Source organism: Enterobacter sp. 237C8 (genome assembly GCF_034106865.1).
Lineage (GTDB): Bacteria > Pseudomonadota > Gammaproteobacteria > Enterobacterales > Enterobacteriaceae > Enterobacter > Enterobacter asburiae_B.
Genome location: NZ_JAWNDF010000005.1, coordinates 1 through 19,010, shown reverse-complemented (window position 1 = coordinate 19,010; position 19,010 = coordinate 1). Strand labels below are relative to the sequence as shown.

The 19,010-nt window shown below is 56.3% G+C and carries 13 protein-coding genes and 2 pseudogenes; 8 read left to right on the top strand and 7 right to left on the bottom strand.

What is annotated here, in order from left to right; all coding sequences use genetic code 11:
• Positions 1-77: 77 nt before the first annotated feature.
• Positions 78-944, bottom strand: a complete 867-nt coding sequence (locus USF70_RS15175; protein ID WP_073001483.1) for a LysR family transcriptional regulator — start codon at positions 942-944, stop codon at positions 78-80.
• 105 nt (positions 945-1,049) lie between these two features.
• Between USF70_RS15175 and USF70_RS15170 the strand changes: the two genes are divergently transcribed.
• A complete protein-coding gene (locus USF70_RS15170) occupies positions 1,050-1,511 on the top strand; it encodes a multidrug/biocide efflux PACE transporter (RefSeq protein WP_032660189.1) in 462 nt (153 codons plus the stop codon).
• Between the two features lie 119 nt (positions 1,512-1,630).
• Positions 1,631-2,860, top strand: a complete 1,230-nt coding sequence (locus USF70_RS15165) for an amino acid permease (protein WP_033146458.1) — start codon at positions 1,631-1,633, stop codon at positions 2,858-2,860.
• A gap of 37 nt (positions 2,861-2,897) precedes the next feature.
• Here USF70_RS15165 and USF70_RS15160 read toward each other — a convergent pair whose 3' ends face one another.
• On the bottom strand, positions 2,898-3,368 hold the full coding sequence (locus USF70_RS15160; RefSeq protein WP_023309067.1) for an Lrp/AsnC family transcriptional regulator: 471 nt from the start codon (positions 3,366-3,368) through the stop codon (positions 2,898-2,900).
• A gap of 115 nt (positions 3,369-3,483) precedes the next feature.
• Between USF70_RS15160 and USF70_RS15155 the strand changes: the two genes are divergently transcribed.
• Positions 3,484-4,095, top strand: a complete 612-nt coding sequence (locus USF70_RS15155) for a LysE family translocator (RefSeq protein ID WP_217071794.1) — start codon at positions 3,484-3,486, stop codon at positions 4,093-4,095.
• A 27-nt stretch (positions 4,096-4,122) separates the two neighbouring features.
• On the opposite strand, the gene USF70_RS15150 is transcribed toward USF70_RS15155, so the two are convergent.
• On the bottom strand, positions 4,123-4,395 hold the full coding sequence (locus USF70_RS15150; RefSeq protein WP_008499687.1) for a GNAT family N-acetyltransferase: 273 nt from the start codon (positions 4,393-4,395) through the stop codon (positions 4,123-4,125).
• Positions 4,396-4,405: 10 nt separating this feature from the next.
• Positions 4,406-4,636: a 4Fe-4S mono-cluster protein YjdI gene (gene yjdI, locus USF70_RS15145; protein ID WP_008499689.1), complete on the bottom strand. Its 231-nt coding sequence runs from the start codon at positions 4,634-4,636 to the stop codon at positions 4,406-4,408.
• Between the two features lie 176 nt (positions 4,637-4,812).
• Between yjdI and USF70_RS15140 the strand changes: the two genes are divergently transcribed.
• The 5 genes from USF70_RS15140 (at position 4,813) to USF70_RS15120 (ending at position 11,302) form a co-directional block, all read left to right on the top strand.
• Positions 4,813-6,453 (top strand): sensor histidine kinase, encoded by a 1,641-nt coding sequence (locus tag USF70_RS15140; RefSeq protein WP_232938769.1) that lies wholly within the window; start codon positions 4,813-4,815, stop codon positions 6,451-6,453.
• The gene (locus tag USF70_RS15135) at positions 6,437-7,132 is read left to right on the top strand and encodes a response regulator (RefSeq protein ID WP_075202213.1); all 696 of its coding nucleotides are present in this window, start codon (positions 6,437-6,439) and stop codon (positions 7,130-7,132) included. The genes USF70_RS15140 and USF70_RS15135 overlap by 17 nt, the downstream gene beginning before the upstream one ends.
• A gap of 168 nt (positions 7,133-7,300) precedes the next feature.
• On the top strand, positions 7,301-8,389 hold the full coding sequence (locus USF70_RS15130; protein ID WP_023309072.1) for an ABC transporter substrate-binding protein: 1,089 nt from the start codon (positions 7,301-7,303) through the stop codon (positions 8,387-8,389).
• 80 nt (positions 8,390-8,469) lie between these two features.
• Positions 8,470-10,239: an ABC transporter permease gene (locus USF70_RS15125; protein WP_023309073.1), complete on the top strand. Its 1,770-nt coding sequence runs from the start codon at positions 8,470-8,472 to the stop codon at positions 10,237-10,239.
• Entirely contained in the window at positions 10,232-11,302 is a 1,071-nt protein-coding gene (locus tag USF70_RS15120; protein WP_023333294.1) for an ABC transporter ATP-binding protein, read from the top strand. The genes USF70_RS15125 and USF70_RS15120 overlap by 8 nt, the downstream gene beginning before the upstream one ends.
• A gap of 208 nt (positions 11,303-11,510) precedes the next feature.
• Here the strand turns inward: USF70_RS15120 and USF70_RS15115 are convergent, their stop codons facing one another.
• The 3 genes and pseudogenes from USF70_RS15115 to USF70_RS21755 form a co-directional block, all read right to left on the bottom strand.
• Entirely contained in the window at positions 11,511-11,963 is a 453-nt protein-coding gene (locus USF70_RS15115) for a hypothetical protein (RefSeq protein WP_033146464.1), read from the bottom strand.
• A pseudogene (locus USF70_RS21760) lies at positions 11,963-15,529 on the bottom strand (hemagglutinin repeat-containing protein); the annotation flags it as partial. The pseudogene USF70_RS21760 and the gene USF70_RS15115, both read right to left, overlap by 1 nt.
• A gap of 173 nt (positions 15,530-15,702) precedes the next feature.
• Positions 15,703-19,010: pseudogene (locus USF70_RS21755) on the bottom strand (hemagglutinin repeat-containing protein); the annotation flags it as partial.

The following is a 19,010-nucleotide window of genomic DNA, read 5'->3' as shown; positions in this document are numbered from 1 at the left end:
AATGACATGACGATAGTAGAGGATTGTTACTGGCAATTATCTTAATTGTTTAAAAATAGTGAGTTTAATCACAAGGATCAGCGCGCATCCTGCAGATACTGCCGCAGCCAGCTGCCGGCAACGCCGGGAGGGGATCGTTTATTCCACAGCAGATCGATGCCGATCGCCCGCGGCCAACCGGGAACATTGAGCTGTACCAGGGATTTCGCGGCGGCAAATTCATCCACCAGCGCGCACGGCAGCACGCACCAGCCAAATCCCTGTACCGCCATACTCAAGAGTAACAGGTAATTCGGTGCTGACCAGACGGGCCCGCGCGCGATCTCAGCCTCGCGCTCAAGATAGGTGCTGAGCCGCAGCTCTCGCCAGCCGTGCAGCTCGTCATGCTGAACGTCATGTTGTCCGGCCAGCGGATGCGTGGTCGCGACGTAGATCGCCATGCGGGTCTGCATCGGCAGGCGGGTGACGCCAATATCCGTAGGGTAACTGTCGCGCGCTTCCGTCAGGCCAATCTGCGCTCGCTCCTTTTGCAGCAGATCGATCACGTCCTCTTCCTCGCCAATCAGACATTCGAATTCCGTATGGGGAAAATGCGCGTCAAACTGCTTCATCATATCTTCCAGCACGTCCGGGTTGAGGGTATCGGAAAGGACAAACGTCAGACGCGCCTCCGTTTGCGCCGTTAGCGACACCGCCAGCTCATCCAGCCGCGTGCTGGCGGCCAGGATCGCCTGCACGTAGCCCAGCACCTGTTCTCCCTGGACCGTTAACACCGGCTGGCGCGCCGAGCGGTCAAACAGCTCGAAACCGAGATCGGCTTCAAGATTGGCAATCGACGTGCTGATCGTCGACTGGCTTTTACGCAGCCGGCGTGCGGCAGCAGAGAAAGAGCCCGCCGCAACGGTCTCGACAAACGCCTTAAGGGCTTCGGGTGAATAGCGCATAACCTATCTACTTTAGCGATGGATACCATCTTTAATATATCAGCTTTAGCGATAAAAATAGGCTGCATCAACGCCCATACCGGCGAATTAATGAGGTCTATGACTATGCAACATCAGGATGCACTCCAACGTAAACTGCCGGAGCGGATCTTTCATGCTGTCTGTTTCGAAGGGATTGCTACGGCGATCCTCGCCCCTACGGCGGCGTGGCTCATGCAGCGTTCCGTGGTGGAGATGGGGGGGTTGACCATTATCCTGGCCACCACCGCCATGCTGTGGAACATTCTTTATAACTTCGGCTTCGACCGTTTCTGGCCCGTTCAGCGCGTCAAACGTACCGCAAAAGTACGTGCGCTGCATGCGCTGGGGTTCGAATGCGGGTTTATTGTGATTGGTGTGTCGATTGTCGCCGCCGTGCTGGGCGTTACCCTGCTTCAGGCATTCACGCTGGAAATAGGTTTCTTCCTGTTCTTCCTGCCCTACACCATGTTCTATAACTGGGCATACGATTGCCTGCGCGAGAAATTTCTTAAGCGTCGCCAGCAACGGCGCGCCCTGGCAGGCTAAACCGCCTCTGGCCGGACGCCCGTTCCGGCCAAACTCCGTCGAAGCAACTGCGCTCTTCAGGCATAACTATGGTAAATTGCACGCCATTCCGATGGTTTGATAGTTGATACGTTGCTCTAATGTCGAAAATTTGGTCAAAAGATGAGACTCTCTGGAGTTTCGCTCTCTATGGCACGGCCGTGGGCGCAGGAACGCTGTTCTTGCCCATTCAGCTGGGCTCCGCAGGCGCTATCGTCCTGTTTATTACCGCCCTCGTGGCCTATCCCTTAACCTACTGGCCGCACCGGGCGCTGGCGCAATTTATCCTGTCGTCGAAAACAAAAGGCAACGAAGGGATCACCGGTGCCGTCTCGCACTATTACGGCAGGAAGATTGGCAATCTGATCACCACGCTCTATTTCATCGCCTTCTTTGTTGTGGTGCAGATTTATGCGGTGGCCATCACCAACTCGCTCACGGAGCAGCTGGCGAAACACCTGACGGTGGATACCGCCGTTCGCGTGCTGGTCAGCCTGGGCGTGGTGCTGGTTCTGAATCTGATCTTCCTGATGGGTCGCCATATCACGATAAAAGTGATGGGCTTCCTGGTGTTTCCGCTGATTGCCTATTTTCTGTTTGTCTCGCTCTATCTGACCGGAAGCTGGCAACCTTCGCTGCTGACCAGCCAGATGGCCGTCGATCGTCATACGCTGCATCAGGTATGGATTTCGATTCCGGTGATGGTGTTTGCTTTCAGCCATACCCCGATTATCTCAACGTTTGCCGTTGACCGTCGCGAGAAGTTTGCCGACGGCGCCATGGATAAATGTAAGAAAATCATGAAGGTGGCGTACCTGATCATCTGCCTGAGCGTGCTGTTTTTTGTCTTCAGCTGCCTGCTCTCAATTCCGCCGTCATACATTGTGGCCGCCAAAGAGCAAGGGGTAACGATCCTGTCCGCGCTGTCGATGATGCCTTCTTCTCCGGCGTGGCTGGGCATTTCCGGGATTATCGTGGCGATTATTGCGATGTCGAAATCGTTCCTCGGCACCTATTTTGGGGTGATTGAAGGGGCGACGGAGATCGTGAAGTCGTCGCTCAATCAGGTGGGCGTGAAAAAGAGCCGCGCCTTTAACCGCGCGATTTCCATTATGGGGGTGTCGTTAATCACCTTTGCCGTCTGCTGCATTAACCCGAACGCCATTTCGATGATTTACGCCATCAGCGGCCCGCTTATCGCCATGATCCTGTTTATCATGCCGACGCTGTCGACGTATCTGATCCCCTCCCTGAAACAGTACCGCTCGATTGGCAACCTGCTGACGCTGATCGTCGGCGTGCTGTGCGTGTCGGTGATGTTTGTCGGCTAATTTCCTTTCCTGCCCGGCGCTCTGCCGGGCAGGCCTCTTAGTCTCGCCCTGCTGATTCCAGCGGAAAAGGTCTGTCCTGCACGACCGTTTTCATCACAAGCGTAGAGCGAAGGTGCTGCACGCCGGGCATGGCGGAGAGCTTCTCGTCGTAGAGTTTCTGGAAAGCGGACAGGTCGCGGGTCACGACGTGCATCAGATAATCGGGATCGCCAAACAGACGCTGTGCCAGCACGATCTGCGGGATTTCCTCCACCGCCGCTTCAAACGCGCTAACCGCCTTTCTGTCCCCCTCCTTCAGCGTCGCAAACACTATCGCCAGAAAGTTGAATCCCATTTTGGCGGGGTCGAGGCTGGCACGGTATCCCGTTATGGCCCCGCTTTGCTCCAGCGCCCGCACGCGACGATGGCACGGCGAGAGGCTCAGGTTCACTCTTTCCGCCAGCTCGGTAAGGGATAAGCGGCCATCAGACTGTAGCTCAGCAAGAATTTTTCGATCGATGCTATCCATGTGGAAGATTTTCTCAATTTCACGGTGTTATGAGCATAACATTGAAAGCCTATTTCGCAGGGTTAGCGATATTCTTTTTCTCAACGTTTGACGTACTGCGGGAGTTTTCAGAACGATGGAAATGAGTATTGTGGCCGGCTTTTGGGTGGTTTCTTTTCTGCTCATCATGACGCCGGGCGCCGACTGGGCCTACGCCATTAGCGCCGGGATTAACGGGCGACGCGTGGTACCGGCGGTGATGGGGCTAATGTCCGGGCATCTGTTAGCTACGCTGATTGTGGTGGCTGGCGTGGGCGTAGTGATTGCTCAGCATCCGCTGGCGTTAACCGGGCTGACCGTTGCGGGGGCCGTGTATCTCCTCTGGCTTGGCATCGGACTGTTGCGTCACCCGGCCGCACCGGAAAAGGCCACCCACCATGCGGAAAACTGGAAACAGTGGGCGGTGAAAGGGCTCTGCATTAGCGGCCTTAACCCGAAAGTGTTTTTACTTTTCCTGGCGCTGCTTCCGCAGTTTACAGACCCGACCGGAAGCTGGTCGATAGCGATGCAGATGTCCGCGCTTGGCGTGATGCACCTTATCACCTGTACGCTGGTCTATCTGCTGGTGGGGTATGGTTCGAAAGCGGTCCTGGCGACCCGGCCACAGGCGGCGCGTATGGTGAGCATGGCGTCAGGAGGGATAATGGTGCTGATCGCGATGGTATTGCTGTTTGAGCAGGTAAGATAAAAAAACACCGGCCATCGCCGGTGTTATTTACGCCCGAATATCGTCATATTCCCGCGTTTTATCAAACTCATGCTTCGCGAACGGGCACAGCGGGATAATTTTACGGTTCTCACCGCGCATCTTCTCCACCACTTTCGCCACCAGCTGTTTACCGACGCCCTGCCCTTTCAGGCTCTCATCCACGTCGGTGTGCTCGATAATGCTCAGGTGCTCGCCGGTCGGTACAAAGACAATCTCCGCAACCTGGTTGCCGTTCGCATCATTGACGTAAAACTTGTTATGGCCTTCCAGAATATCCATGGTTCCTCGCTTATTTTTGGCGATACTTCAGCGCACCGCTCGGGCAGGTATCAATCACGCGTACAACCGTTTCAACGTCAACTTCATCGGGAATGATCCACGGTTTACGTTTCAGATTAAACAGCTTTGCGCTCCCACGCACGCAGTTACCTGAGTGTTTGCAGATCCCGGTATTGAAGTAAACGTCAATTTTCTCGCCGGTATAGGCCCGGTAACCCGCATCCAGTAGTTCTTTATCCATGACATTGCCTCTGTAATTATTATCGTGCTGAATGAAGCATAGCCTTACGGGATCCTGATGGCTATAACGCCGAAAACGAAAAGCCAGGTCACAACTCTTTTCTCGCCAGATTGCGTCCGCTATTGGCCCATGTCAGGCTCGGCAAATGTCACTTTTACATAACTTCCGCAGGTTGAATGAAACGCAGACTCTCTTTTCAGGTAAAGCTGTTTTTAGCGCTGGTGTGCTTCTCCTGCCTGCTGTTAGTTCTGCTGGGAACAATCCTGTTCCATTTTATTGACCGACAGCTCCATCACGATCTCGGCCAGCGCGCCCGGGTTCAGGCCAGCCAGATCGCGCTGATGCCGGGTCTGGCGACAATGGTAGCGGCCAGAGATATTCCGGGAATAGCCCGGTTAATTCAGCCGCTGCGCGCCGAAAGCGATGCCAGCTACATTGTGATTGGCGATACCGAGGAGCAGCACCTTTATCATTCGGAATCGCCGGAGCGTATTAATTTACCGATGATCGGCGGCGATAATGCGGAGGTGTTAAAGGGCAAAACCATTATTTCCGTGCGTCAGGGCGGGATTGGCGTGTCGCTACGCAGCAAAGCGCCCATCTTCAACGCGCAGCATCAGGTGATTGGTATTGTCTCGGTCGGCTATCTGACCTCGTATATTGCCAATATTAACGCCCGCATTCTCTGGCAGTCCGGACTATACGGCGCAGCGCTTCTGCTGCTGCTTTTTATTTTCTCCTGGCTGTTTACCCGCAATTTAAAAAAACAGATGTTCCGGCTGGAGCCGAAAGATATCGCTCAGCTGGTTTTGCAGCAGCGCGCGCTATTAGAAGCCATGTACGAAGGGGTATTTGCCGTTAATGGCGAGAAGCAGCTGATTTTAATTAACCGCGCGGCACGCGAAATGCTGGATATTCGGCAAAGTGAGAATGAACTTATCGGGAAACCGCTGGAAGACATTCTGCAGACGGCGCCGGGATTTTTATCCCAGCGCTACGCCTCGGTGAGCGCTGGCAGCCACGACCAGGTTGCGGTGCTGAACCAGCGCGAGGTGATCGTCAACCGGGTAGCCATTGAGGTCGAACCGGGCGTTGAAAGCGGTTGGGTATACAGCTTTCGCGACAAAAATGACATCAACACGCTCAGCAGCCAGCTCAGTCAGATCAAACGCTATGCGGATAACCTGCGCATTATGCGCCACGAACAGCTGAACTGGACCGCCACTCTGGTCGGGCTACTGCAGATGAAACATTATGACGAGGCGATCCGTTACATTCAGGTGCAGTCAGAAGGCGCGCAGCGCGTGCTGGACTTTGTCTCAGCCCATTTTGTCTCCCCGGCGCTGTGCGGGCTGCTGCTCGGAAAATACGTCAGCGCGCGCGAAAAAGGCATCGAGCTGCTGTTTGACCCCGCCTGCCAGCTCACCCGGATGCCTGCCGCGCTGAGTGAAACGGAGCTGATGTCCATTATTGGTAACCTGCTGGACAACGCCGTGGAGGCGACACTCAACGCGCCGGTCCACGCGCCGGTAGAACTCTACATTTCTGACCGTAACCAGGAGCTGCTGATCGAGGTGGCTGACCGGGGCTGCGGGGTGGACGATGCGTTGAAGCCGCACATTTTCCGCCAGGGATTCAGCAGCAAGCCGGACAGCGAAAACGACATTGTGGGTACCGAGCACGGTATTGGCCTGTTCCTGGTGGCAGGATATATCGACAAGGCCGGCGGCAGCATTGAGATTGCCGACAACACGCCGCAGGGCACTATTTTTTCTGTGTTTATTCCGAATGGGCGACAGCATGACCCGACCACTTGACGTTGTGATAGTTGAAGATGAGCCGCACCTGGCGGAGCTGCATCGCGAGTATATCGAGCAGAATTTCCATCTGCGCGTGGTGGGCATCGCCGCGTCGATTGAGCAGGCATGCAGCCTGATTCGTCAGCATCAGCCGCGGCTGATCCTGCTGGACAACTATCTCCCGGACGGTAAAGGCGTGGAGTTAATTGATAATCCGCTACTGAAAAGCTACGAATGCTCGGTGATTTTCATCACCGCCGCCAGCGATATGCAGACCTGCAGCCACGCCATGCGCAGCGGCGCGTTTGACTACCTGATTAAGCCCGTCTTTTTCCAGCGCCTGCACGCCTCGCTGGAGCGGTTTATGCGTTTCATCCACACCGTGCAGCAGGTGAAGGTGGTCGACCAGCATGCGCTGGATCGCCTGTTTAATCTTCCCGCCGCGGAAGCCTCCATTACGCCGTCGACGAAGGGCATTGAACCCCAGACGCTGGAACGGATTAAAAACCTGTTCGCCGAGCATCCCGATACCGCGATGTCGGTTGAAGAGGTGGTGGAAAACGTGGGGATCAGCAAAACCACGGGGCGTCGCTACCTTGAATACTGCGTGGAGAGCGGGTTAATCAGCGTCGAAATGCTGTATGGCAATATTGGTCATCCGCGAAGGTTATACCGCAAAGCGCCCGATAAACCGTAATCCAGAATCGTTCACAGGCTAACGTTCGCGGATTTTATGGTGTTAATTGCTGAAACGACGGCGACAATCACACTTCGGAATCATTGCCCGCTTCACCCTCTTGTGGGTGGAGCCCGATACGCTATGTTGACAATTAGTTCCTCAAATGTAACTAAAAGGTTAACTATAATGTCGAACACGTTCCGAATTTCTCTGCTTACCGCTACTGTACTGTTCTCTGCTTCTGCACTCTCTGCCCTGCCGCAGGGCTATCCTGCTGAATATCAAAAAGTTGTTGATGCCGCAACGAAAGAGGGCAAGGTTGTTATTTACTCCACCACCGACATCAAGGCCGCCGGACCGCTGATCCAGGGCTTCGAAAAAACCTACCCGGGCATTAAAGTCGAATACAACGACATGAACAGCACCGAGCTGTACAACCGCTTCATCAGCGAACAGGCCTCCGGTGGCGTGAGCGGCGACGTGGTCTGGAGCTCCTCTATGGACACCGGCCTGAAGCTCGCCACCGACTACGCCATGGAGTATAAATCGCCGGAGCAAAGCCAGCTGCCGAAATGGGCGGTCTGGAAGGATAAGGCTTATGGCACTACCTATGAGCCGGTGGTCTTTATCTACAACAAGCGCCTGATCCCGGCTGGCGACGTGCCGGATTCTCACGCCGCGCTGGCGAAGCTGATTGCCAGCCAGACGGACAAATTCAAGGGCAAAGTCACCACCTACGACATCGAAAAATCGGGTCTGGGCTTTATGCTCTCGGTTCAGGATCACAACGCCGATCCTAATTACTTCAAAACCCTGGCCGACGTCGCCAAAGGTGGCTTATCGGTGCAGTCGTCTACCGGCACCATGATGGAGCGCGTCTCCTCCGGTGAAAACCTGATCGGCTTCAACATCCTCGGGTCCTACGCGGAAGCGCGCGCGAAGAACGATCCTTCGCTCGGCATTTCCTATCCAAAAGATTACACCCTGGTGCTGTCGCGCGTGTCGTTCATCAGCCAGCAATCGCAAAACAGCAACGCCGCTAAGCTGTGGCTGGACTATGTGCTGTCTGAACAAGGGCAAAACATTCTGGCCAATCAGGCGGATATTCCCTCCATTCGTAACGATATCGAAGGGAAAAATGATATCGACGGCCTGACCAAAATCCTCGGTAACGCGCTGAAGCCAATTCCGGTTGATGAAACGCTGCTGGAATACCTGCAGCCGAAAAAACGCCTGGAGTACATCAAAGAGTGGCGTACCGCCGCCGGTAAATAAGCGTCTGAGCGCGGCGCAGGCCGCCGCGCTCCCTTATCGACTGAGTTCGTTTTTCTGGGCCGCAACACCAGGGATACCCCATGAATACATTACGCAGAAAGTGGCAAAGCCTGCCGCGAGGCATCGTCGTGCTGATAACCGCCCTGGTTATCTATACGCCGCTGTCGTTTATCGTGATACAGAGCTTCCTGTCCGCCCCGTTCTTTTCGCCGTCAAAAGAGTGGAGCTTTGAATCATTTGAATTTATTTTCACCGACCCTGATTTTTATAAGGCCCTGAAAAGCGGCTTTATTCTTGCTTTCGGGCTGGTCTTTATCTCCATCCCGCTGGGTGGCGTGCTGGCGTTTCTGATGGTACGTACCGACCTGCCCGGCCGCCGGCTGATTGAGCCGCTGATCCTGGTCCCGATTTTCGTTTCACCGATGGTGCTGGGCTTTGGCTACGTGGTGGCCGCCGGTCCGGTGGGCTTTCTCTCCCAGTGGGCTCAGGCGCTGATTGGTTTTGTGCCGTGGAATATCTACGACATGTCGAGCATTGTGGTCATCGCCGGCCTGACGCACGTCCCGCACGCCTATCTGTATATATCGTCTGCGCTGCGCAGCGTGGGCTCCGATGTGGAAGAAGCCGCGCGCACCGCGGGCGCGTCGCCCTGGCAGGTCATGACCTCCGTCAGCCTGCCGATGGTGCGCCCGTCCATTCTGTACGCCACCGTGCTGCTGTTCTTCCTCGGGCTGGAAGTGTTCGGCCTGATGCTGGTCCTCGGCGACCCGGAAGGCAACATGGTGCTGGCGACCTATCTCTATAAGCTGACGAACAAGATGGGCACCCCATCCTATAACCTGATGGCGGCGGTTGCCGTGGTGCTGATCTGCATCACCATCCCGCTGGTGATGCTCCAGCGTCGCCTGATGCGCACCGCCAACCGCTTCGTCACCATGAAGGGCAAGGCTTCGCAGGCCCGCGCGCTGCCGCTGGGTAAATGGCGCTGGGTGGCTGGCGGAGTGATTGCCTTCTGGCTCACCGTCACCATCGGCGTTCCGCTGCTCGGCGTGGTATTGCGCGCGTTTATCTCCAACTGGGGCGTGGGCGTTTCGCTGTGGGACGAGCTTTCTCTGAACACCTTCCGCACCATCTGGGCGCAGCCCAACCTGCTGCGCGCCATCGTCAACTCCATGGCGATTGGCGTGATTGGCGGCGCGCTGGCCGTGGTGTGCTACCTGTTTGTCGGCATTGCCATGCACCGTAAACCGGACAACACCACGCGTTTTCTGGACTACAGCGTGCTGGTGCCGCGCGCCGTGCCTGGCCTGCTGGCGGGTCTGGCGTTCCTGTGGGTGTTCCTGTTCCTGCCGATGTGGCTGGATAACTCGCTGAAATCCGGCTGGCTTTCCGGGTTCGCCTGGACCGACTGGATGCGTGAAAACGTCATCGTCTGGCTGCGTTCGCTGCGCAGCACCATTTTCAGCGTCTGGCTGGCCTATACCGTGGTGTGGATGGCTTACGGGCTGAGGCTGATCTCTTCCACGCTGCTGCAGGTTGGGCCGGAGCTTGAGGAAGCGGCGCGCAGCACCGGGGCGACGCGCGGGCAGATCACCCGCCACGTCACCATCCCGCTCTCCCGCTACGGTCTTATCGGTTCGTGGCTGCTGATGTTCCTGATCTTTGAGCGCGAATATTCAACGGGTGTGTACCTGCTTTCACCCGGCACGGAAACCATCGGCTCGATGCTGGTTTCCCTCTGGGCCGCGGGTGCCATCGATATCGTGGCGGCGCTCTCTTTCATTAACATCCTGCTGGTCGTGGTAGGTCTGGGCATTGCCCTTCGTTTCGGAGTGAAAATACATGATTGAATTAGCGGTTGACGATCTGCACTTAACCTACGGCGACAATCCTGTTTTAAAAGGTGTCTCCATGAACCTGAAGCGCGGCGAAGTGGTCTCACTGTTAGGCCCCTCCGGCAGCGGTAAAACCACCCTCCTGCGCGCCGTTGCGGGTCTGGAAAAACCGACGCAGGGGTCCATTGTCATTGGCAATAATAAAGTTTACGACGGCACGCCGCGCAGCGAGGTCCCGGCGGAAGAGCGTAACCTTGGGCTGGTGTTCCAGTCCTATGCCCTGTGGCCGCACAAGACCGTGTTTGAGAACGTGGCCTATCCGCTCAAGCTGCGCAAAGTCCCGGCCAAAGAGATCCAGCAGCGCGTGCAGGACGTGCTGGACCAGCTTGGTCTGGGCCATCTTGGCAAACGTCACCCGCACCAGCTCTCCGGCGGGCAGCAGCAGCGCGTGGCGATTGGCCGGGCGCTGGTGTACAACCCGCCGGTGATTTTGCTGGATGAACCGCTCTCTAACCTCGACGCTAAGCTGCGCGAAGAGGCCCGCGTGTTCCTGCGCGAGCTGATTATTAAGCTCGGGCTATCGGCACTGATGGTGACGCACGACCAGAACGAAGCGATGTCCATTTCCGACCGTATCCTGCTGCTTAACAACGGCAAAATTGAGCAACAGGGCACGCCGCAGGAGATGTACGGCTCGCCGAAAACGCTTTTTACCGCCGAGTTTATGGGCAGCAACAACCGCCTGCACGGCAAAGTCACCGAAGTGCGCGACGGCAAAGCGCGTATCGAAGGAAAAGGTTGGGTGCTGTGGGGCCAGGCCGGTGAAGGGGTGCAGAGCGGTGAAGAAGCGACGGCGGTGATCCGCGTCGAGCGCGTGGCGGTGGTCGAGGGGCCAGGGGAAAATCAGCTTGAGCTGCCGCTGCTCACCAGCATGTATCTCGGCGACCGCTGGGAGTACCTTTTCCGCACGGTGGGGGATGATTTTGTGATCCGCGCGTATGGGCATGAGGTTCGGGATCCGCAGCACTGCCATCTTTCGTTGCCTGAGAAGCATGTTTGGGTGTTCCCGAAAGGGTGATGAGTCAATATTAATCTGCCATGGCCCGGTGGCGCTTCGCTTACCGGGTCGACGGGATAGAGAAATGACAGATGCCAGGATTGGTGGCGCTAGCCATTATTGTTAAGGCATTCTCATTAAAATAGTCACCTGACACTTCTTTCCGTCCGTACGCATAACGGGTTAAGGCTCCATATCAAAATGTTATTACAGAGCATATAAAGAAAATTTATGCATCATATCCAGCATTTTTGAAAACTGATTGAACATGCTCCGTCAGTCCAACAAGATCTTCATAGGCGATTGGGCCAAAATCAGGATAATGGTTTTCAATATACTCGTTAACATCTTCCATACCTTCACTGACTCTGAGATTCTTAACAAATGTAGGCAAAATACGATGATTAACACCAGTACCATACTCTTTCGGATGATGGGTCATACACCACTCAACTTTACCTTTATATGATTGAATCGCATCTTCCAGTAAGGTAATAACTTCTGGAACCTCTTTTTCAAATCGAAAACTGGTATAAGGAGGGTACTTAGAGCGATCAATTTTTTCAAAATGGTCATTTATCCATTCATCTTCGATACGGCTCTGATAATGTAACCACTCCAGTTTTCCAAGAGAACCAATGAAGTCCAACAAGATAGTTTCTTTCTTACCTATCGGAAACATTATTTTAACCCCTGTAATTTATCAGAGATCGTAACACTTCCCTGATTTATAGATTTGATATGTTTTTCCCAATCTCCTTTAGGAATCGGTTTTAAGGACACTCTTGGATCGTAAACATACTGACCATCGGTATAAACCTGATGGAAAGCTTGTTCATGTACAATTTTTCCATTTTCATACACATTTAAATTGTACGGAGTCGTCGGCCTTGCTTCAATAATTTTCCCGTGCCCGCCAGCTGCATCGAGAAGCTTAGGTGCGATATCTGAGCAATCCGTACAATCTGTATTGCCTATCCAGGCAATAAACTTAGGTTCGTTCATTTTTTCAATAACACTCTGATTGGCTGGATAACCGGGATTTTCAGGGCGAACATTTTCAAGGCCGGGGATCTTCTCGTTCTGATAGAAAAGATCATCCATTGAAGGAGAATCCGGAACCGGCGTAGTTGTCGTCCAGCCATTATTGTTTGACGCTCCATCACCGTTGGTATTACCAGTATGATTTATCCCTCCGGTTGCTACACTATCATTCCCTGTGTTGGAGGGCGTATTTCCGGTTACAGTCTGGTCTCCACCAGTGTTTGATGGTCCCGGGTTGATGACCTGCGTACCACCAGTACTGGTGATCGTCTTACCTGTCAGGGACTCATAGGCCGCTTTCTGAGCATCATTTAACTGACTGAGCTGGGAAGGATCATTGAGCGAGGCCACATAGATCAGATGCAACTGCTCATCTTGTGACAATGTATCCATTGCTGATGTGGATGCACCAATCCCCAGTAAAGCACCCAGACCACTGGCAACCAGGCGATCACGGCAAGCAGAAATTTTCAGACATCCCTGTGCAGCCAGTTTACCGCCCTGTATAACGACACTCAGCGAGTTATTCTCAACCTCCACCTTCGCCGTTTCCGACGCCATCGCCGCCATGGAGACGCTACCATCCGTCACCGCAGCGCCCGCCAGACCACCCGCGATACTCACGAGACTACTGACCAGCCGTTTCTCCTCTGGCGTCAGGTCACTGGATTTTTTATCTCCATACAGCGCACTGACCAGATGGTCGGTCATCGCCGAGGCCGTAATGGCCCCTATAGCACCGGCCTTCAGGCCATCCGCAGTGCTCCCGCCACTCAGCTGCGTCAGCGCCGCAGCCACAATACCGTGCAGCGCGGCACGGGCTGTCGGGTCTTTCTGCTCCTTGACCAGGGTCGCCAGCAGAGGGGCCGCCCCCGCTGCCGCGCCTGCCTTCAGGTTACCGCCAAGCGCACCTGCCAGTAATCCTGCCGCTGCGCTGCCCTTCGTCCAGAAGGCACTCCCCGGACCGTATTCGGTATTCTGATATCCGGGCTGCGTCTTCAGGAACGCTTCCTGCTCCTGCGGCGTATCGCCCTGCAGTTTTCCTTCTGACGCCAGCTTCGCGCCCAGCGCCGCATTGGATTCCCGCGCTTTCTGCTCCGCATACTTGCCGTAAGCATCCAGCGCAGAGGTAGCCAGGGCCGCGCCTTCGCTCTGGACCGCCAGGTTATCCCTGACCTTCTGCACATCACCGTTCACGTCCACGCCGTGGTGGGCGTCAGCCGTATCACGGCTCAGGTCAGCAATATCCTGTTTCTGTCCCGCCGGGTTGCGAATGACAATGCTACCGCCACTCACCGCTGATGAGGTCGTGCCGGTGTGGCTCTCTTCTGCCTGGCCCGTACCGATGGCCGGTGCCAGATTGCGGTTTTCACCGTTTCCGCTGCCGCCCGCGCTGCCGGAAAGCGCCACCGTATAGCCGTTGCCGCTGGTCTGGCTCTCGTTGTGGAGATTACTGAAACCCAGCGTACCCGTGTCGAGGCTATTTTTATCTGCAGACGCCGTGGATGCAATCACCGCGCCGTCAAGCTGGGTATGATTTCCGGTGGTGACAGCAAAGCCGCCCTTGCCTGCGAATATCCCGCTCTGTTCAGCGACGCTCTTACCATTCTGGGTGATATTCTCACCCGATGCACTGACGCTACCGGAAGACGCACCATAACACAGCGGCGGTATGCACAGGCTGAGGGACGCGCCTGACGAAGACTGCTTGCTGTCATAACTGGCCGTATCCTGCACGCTGCTGATGGTGAGATCGCGCCCGGTGTTGACCACCACACGGTTACCTTCCAGCTCCGCACCTTTCAGGGTGGTGTCGCGTCCGCTGTTCACCGTAAGCTGTTCATCAGCATGGACAACGCTGTTCGTATTGCGCTGCGACTGGCTGTTTTCCTTGCCCTTATGCTGTGACGCTCCCAGTTCCACCGAGATGCCGTTTTGCGCACCAATCAGGCTCACACCGACACCGACGCTGAACTGGCTGCCGCTGTTTTTACTCTCAGAGTGGGTTGTGTTCTGGGAGGCAGACAGCAGAATATCCCGCCCCGCATCCAGCGCCACGTGTTTACCCGCGATCTGTACCCCCATACCGGCAATGTCATTTCCGGCACGAACAGAGACATTCTCGCCGGCATTAATGGTGGTGCCCTGCGTGTCGGTACTGTGGTAACGACTGTCCTGAGATGACGTCCCCGCCGTTAAAGACACTTTAGCCTTGATGAGCGACGAGTCCGACATAGCGCCCTGCGCCGCGGTTGCCGCCGACTGGCCTGTTCTGATGGCGGTCAGCCGTGGATCATCGCCGTTTTCTGCGCTGCGGGCAGCCGTCTCAGCGGCTTTAGCAGCCTCAACAGCCCAGCCCCCAGCAGATGCCGTCACACCATACTGGGCGCTGCTGCTGTGGTTTTCACCGTCACGGGTATCCCGGCTCACCCCCATGAGGACATTTTCGCCACTGAGTGAGACCGATTTACCAGCACGGATATCCGTACCTGACAGGGAGAGATCGTTACCGGCCTGCGCGACAACGCTACCGTTTTTGCTGCTTAGCTGGCTGCGCAATCCGTTTTCGAGGCTGCTATCTTCCCGACTGCTGTTTTTTTCATGGCGGTAGCCTGCCGTGGCGCTGTAACCATCGCCTCCCAGAGTCCCCAGCAATTTGCTGCTGCCGCTGCTCTCACTGCGCGATGTATCGCGTCCGGCAGAAACGGAGATATCTCCATTTGTGGCTGACAGCAGAAGATCGTCCGTGGCGGTCATCAGGCTGCCGCTGATATTCACGCTGCCGTCACGACTGTTAACGTAAATATCTGAGCCCTGAATGACCGACGCGTTTTGTGTGGTCCGGGTGCCGCTACTGTTGCTCTCCGCCTTGCTCATCCCACCCGGCAGGAGTTGATTGCCGTGGGAACCCCCACCCGAGATGGCGCGAACAGCACTTCCGGCGCTCAGGTCGCTCGAAAGATTCCAGCCGCTATTTTTAGTGCTGCTGCCGTATTTCTCGCTGTCTGTGGAGGTGGTGATATCAACGTCGCGTTTCGCATCGAGGATCACCGTTTCACCGGCCTTAGCCTGGCTCCCGGCAATCAGGATATTGCCGCTGTTGCTGCCTCCCTGTTTACCGGTGGCAGTCATCTGGATATTGCCTGCGGCGGCAAGATGGCTGCCGCTGTTAAACTCGCCCTCGTAGTGCGACTCAGAGGAAGAGCGGGTGCTTCCTGCGGAAATGGCCATCATCTGGCCTGGTCCGTCAAGCGCGAGCGCACCGCCTTCCGCCCCCAGCCCCTTCACTTTATCGACGGTGCTGTTGCCACTGTTGCCCTTACCACGAACGATATCGCGCACGTTACGCACAGTGTCTTCAAATGGCGCTTTCACACTGACCGTGACGCCAGACGATTTGGACTCCTGCTTCATGGACTCAGTGGTCGTATCCCGTCCAGGAAGGATGGCAATGCTGTCGCCAGTGATATCGATATGGCCGGTTTTGCGGGAGGAATCATCCTTCGCTCTTCCGGCAACCACATCTGCCGCGCTCAACTGGACGTCATTTCCGGCGCTGATGATGACATTACCGCCAGCAGTGCCCACCGTGCTGCGGGCATCGCTCTGCGTTGTATTTGCCCCCTGTCGGGTGCTTTTTGAAGACTGCGACCCGATGGTGATACCCAATCCCGACCCGCTGGAGAAAACGCCGGATTTCTTCGTCTTTTTCATGTCGTAGTACGTGTCGGTGTTGGTTGCTGCCTCCACGGTCAGATCATTTCCAGCCTTCAGGGCCACATCGCGCTCAGCGGCAACTGATGAGCCCTGCACCGTCAGGTTGTTACCAGCCCGGAGAGCAACGTTGTCACCGGAAAGCTGCGTACCTTTCTCACGCGTATGCGTCTCTTCGTGGATGGTGTGAGTGGTTTTCTTGCTGAGGAACCCACCGGACGTCTTTTTCTCCTCCCGGTACGTATAGTCACTTTCCGTCGCAGTGGAAAGGGTGATATCCCGCCCGGCGGCCACGGCTGTATTGCCTGCGGCATAGACATCTGCAGCCTGTGCCGTTACATCCCGTCCGGCGATAACAGTCACATTCCCGCCCGCAGTGATGTCGGTTCCCGACTGGCGAACCGACTCGTTAATCACTTTTTTACGGCCTGATTTATAACTGTCGCCCTGCGTGGTCTCTTCCGCAGCCAGATTCACGTCGCGACCCGCCTGCAGCCCGACGCTTTTCTCCGCTGCCAGCGCGGCGGCCTGGGCGTTGATATCCTGCCCGGCCTTCAGGACCAGGTTATCGCCTGCGGAAATCGTGGTGCGGTCGAGCCCGGTGCTGTGGGACTCGCTTTTCCCTTTCCGGCTGCTTTCGCTTGTCTGTGCCGCGTTCAGGTTCAGATCGTTGCCCGCGCTCAGCCCCGCGCTGCCGCCCGCCTTCAGGTCGCTGGCGGTCACGTCAAGGTTGTGCCCGGCATTCACCAGCAGGTTGCCGCCCGCACTGACGTTACTTCCCTGATACGTGACGGAGGAACGGCTGGTTTTCTCCCGGCTGGAGCTGAATGCGTCGTTGATCTGATTCGCGTTGACGGCAATATCGCCCCACGCGTTCAGCAGCATATCGCCGCCGGAAGCCAGGTTCGCCCCGGTGACGGTGATGTTTTTCCCTGCCTCAAGCGACAGGCCATCCTGCGCGGTAATCGACGCAGCGTTCCCCAGCAGGGTGTCCTTCAGGCCGATGTTGCCGTACTTCCCGCCGGCGTTGATATCAATCTGCTCAACCTGCGTCAGGTTGTTGATGCTGCCGTCCAGGCTCTCCAGCGCGACCGTTTTGCCGCTGATGGTGGAGCTGATGTTATTGATATCGCCGATGGCGCTCAGGTTCAGGTCGCCGCCCGCTTTCATCAGGCCGTTGCTGAGGTTGCTGATGCTGTTCTGGCTGTCGAGCGTCAGGCTGTTTTTCGCCAGCAGCGTGCTGCCGCCGTTGGTGATGCTGCCGCCCTTCAGGGTGACGTTGTTGCCCGCGATCACGCTGCCGTTGTTGACGGTGACGTCCTTCGGCGACAGGTAGAGTTTCGGCACCATCACCGTTTCGCCGTTGACGGTGGCTTTCTCCCACCACAGCAGGCTGTGGTCGAGTGAGGCAATCTGATCGGCGGTCAGCGAGACGCCAAACTGCAGGCCCAGCGACTGCTGCGCCGCCGCGGCGTTGTCCATCAGATAGCGCATCTGATCCAGATCGGAGCCGATGCCGTTCAGGTAGCGGTTACCGGTCTGGTTGAGCACCACGTTGGAGACATAGCGGGTATCGAACGCCGCATCGCCGAGGAAGCGGTAATCGTAGTCCGGGTTCAGGTTGAGGCGGCCGAGCATATAGGACGAGCCGAGGAACTGCTTCTCGTCGGTAAACGCCAGCCGCGTCTCCTGCGGCGCCGTGGACGACGGTTTGATCCCGAGCATCGCGTTCAGATCGGCAAACAGGGCGGGATCAAGCTGTCCGAGACCATTCAGTTTCGGGTTGATGCCGATCAGGTACGGGCTTTTCGGGTTGTCGGAGAAGACAAAATAGCCGTTGTTGCCCGACGGCAGCGGGTAAGCGCTGGTGTCGACGCGCTGGCCCTGATAATGCCCGACGGCGCCACCCTGAGCGGTTCTGAGATCGGCGGTGGTGACCCCGGCGTTTGCCAGTGCGCCCAGCTGGCCGAGGTTCGCGTTGCCTTTCTGCGTGGTGGCAACGTTGCTGAGAGGCGTGCCGGACGCGCCGCCGTTTTCCAGCGAGCCGCCGCCGTTAAGCTGCTGCAGCGCCCCCTGGAGCCGATCGTTCCACTGCGGCGAGTTAACCGCCACGGTGCCGGTCGTGTTCAGCCCCTGTTTTTGCACGCCGCTGCCGACACTCTGGTTGCTGAGGGTGTTCAGCGACGGCGCAGGTATCGAATGACTTATTCCACCGCCATTCGAGGTCGTCGCCGTATTGCTGATATTACTGGTAAAATTCGCCGTGACCTGACCGCCAGCCTGAATCACCGCGCGGAGGGCTTGTTCGGTGGTATGGGTTTCGTACTGAGGCGCGCCATCCAGCGTATAAGTCACACGACGGTTGTTATCGTTGCCGGAGGCAGGGCTTCCTTTCAGGCTGGATACCTTGCCTGTTTTCCCACTATAACGATAGACCTTATATTCATCCTCTGAATAACCAAACCAGGACTGGTTATTCAGGCTGTTGCCGGAAAGGTTCATCCCATTCCCGGCCAGTAAATAACCGGCACGGTTATTCAGCGTAGCGGCATTGATAGTCAGATCGTGGTTAGCGGCGATGCGCGCAACGCCACCTGTTGCGGTCACATCGACCACGGTCGATCCGACCAGATAACGTTGTACTGCTCCACTTGGCATCGGCGCGACAATTGAGAAGATATTACCGCCACCCGCACCACTGTAAATTGTATAAATATACCCCCACTCATCAGGGGGTAGGTCTGTGACTTTTACACGAATGGAGGTCGCGCCGCTTGCCGCAGGGCTGCCCGTCGCGGCCTGATAGCTTCGTGTTTCACTGATCCCCTCGCGCTCATTCAACAGGCTTCCTGTCCTGATGGTAATATCCCCATTCTGCGTCTCAATATTCCCCGACGTGTTCACCACCTGGCTGTTCGCATTCCCCGCCGCATCACGCTGCATCCACAGGTTGTTCCCCGCCATGATGTCG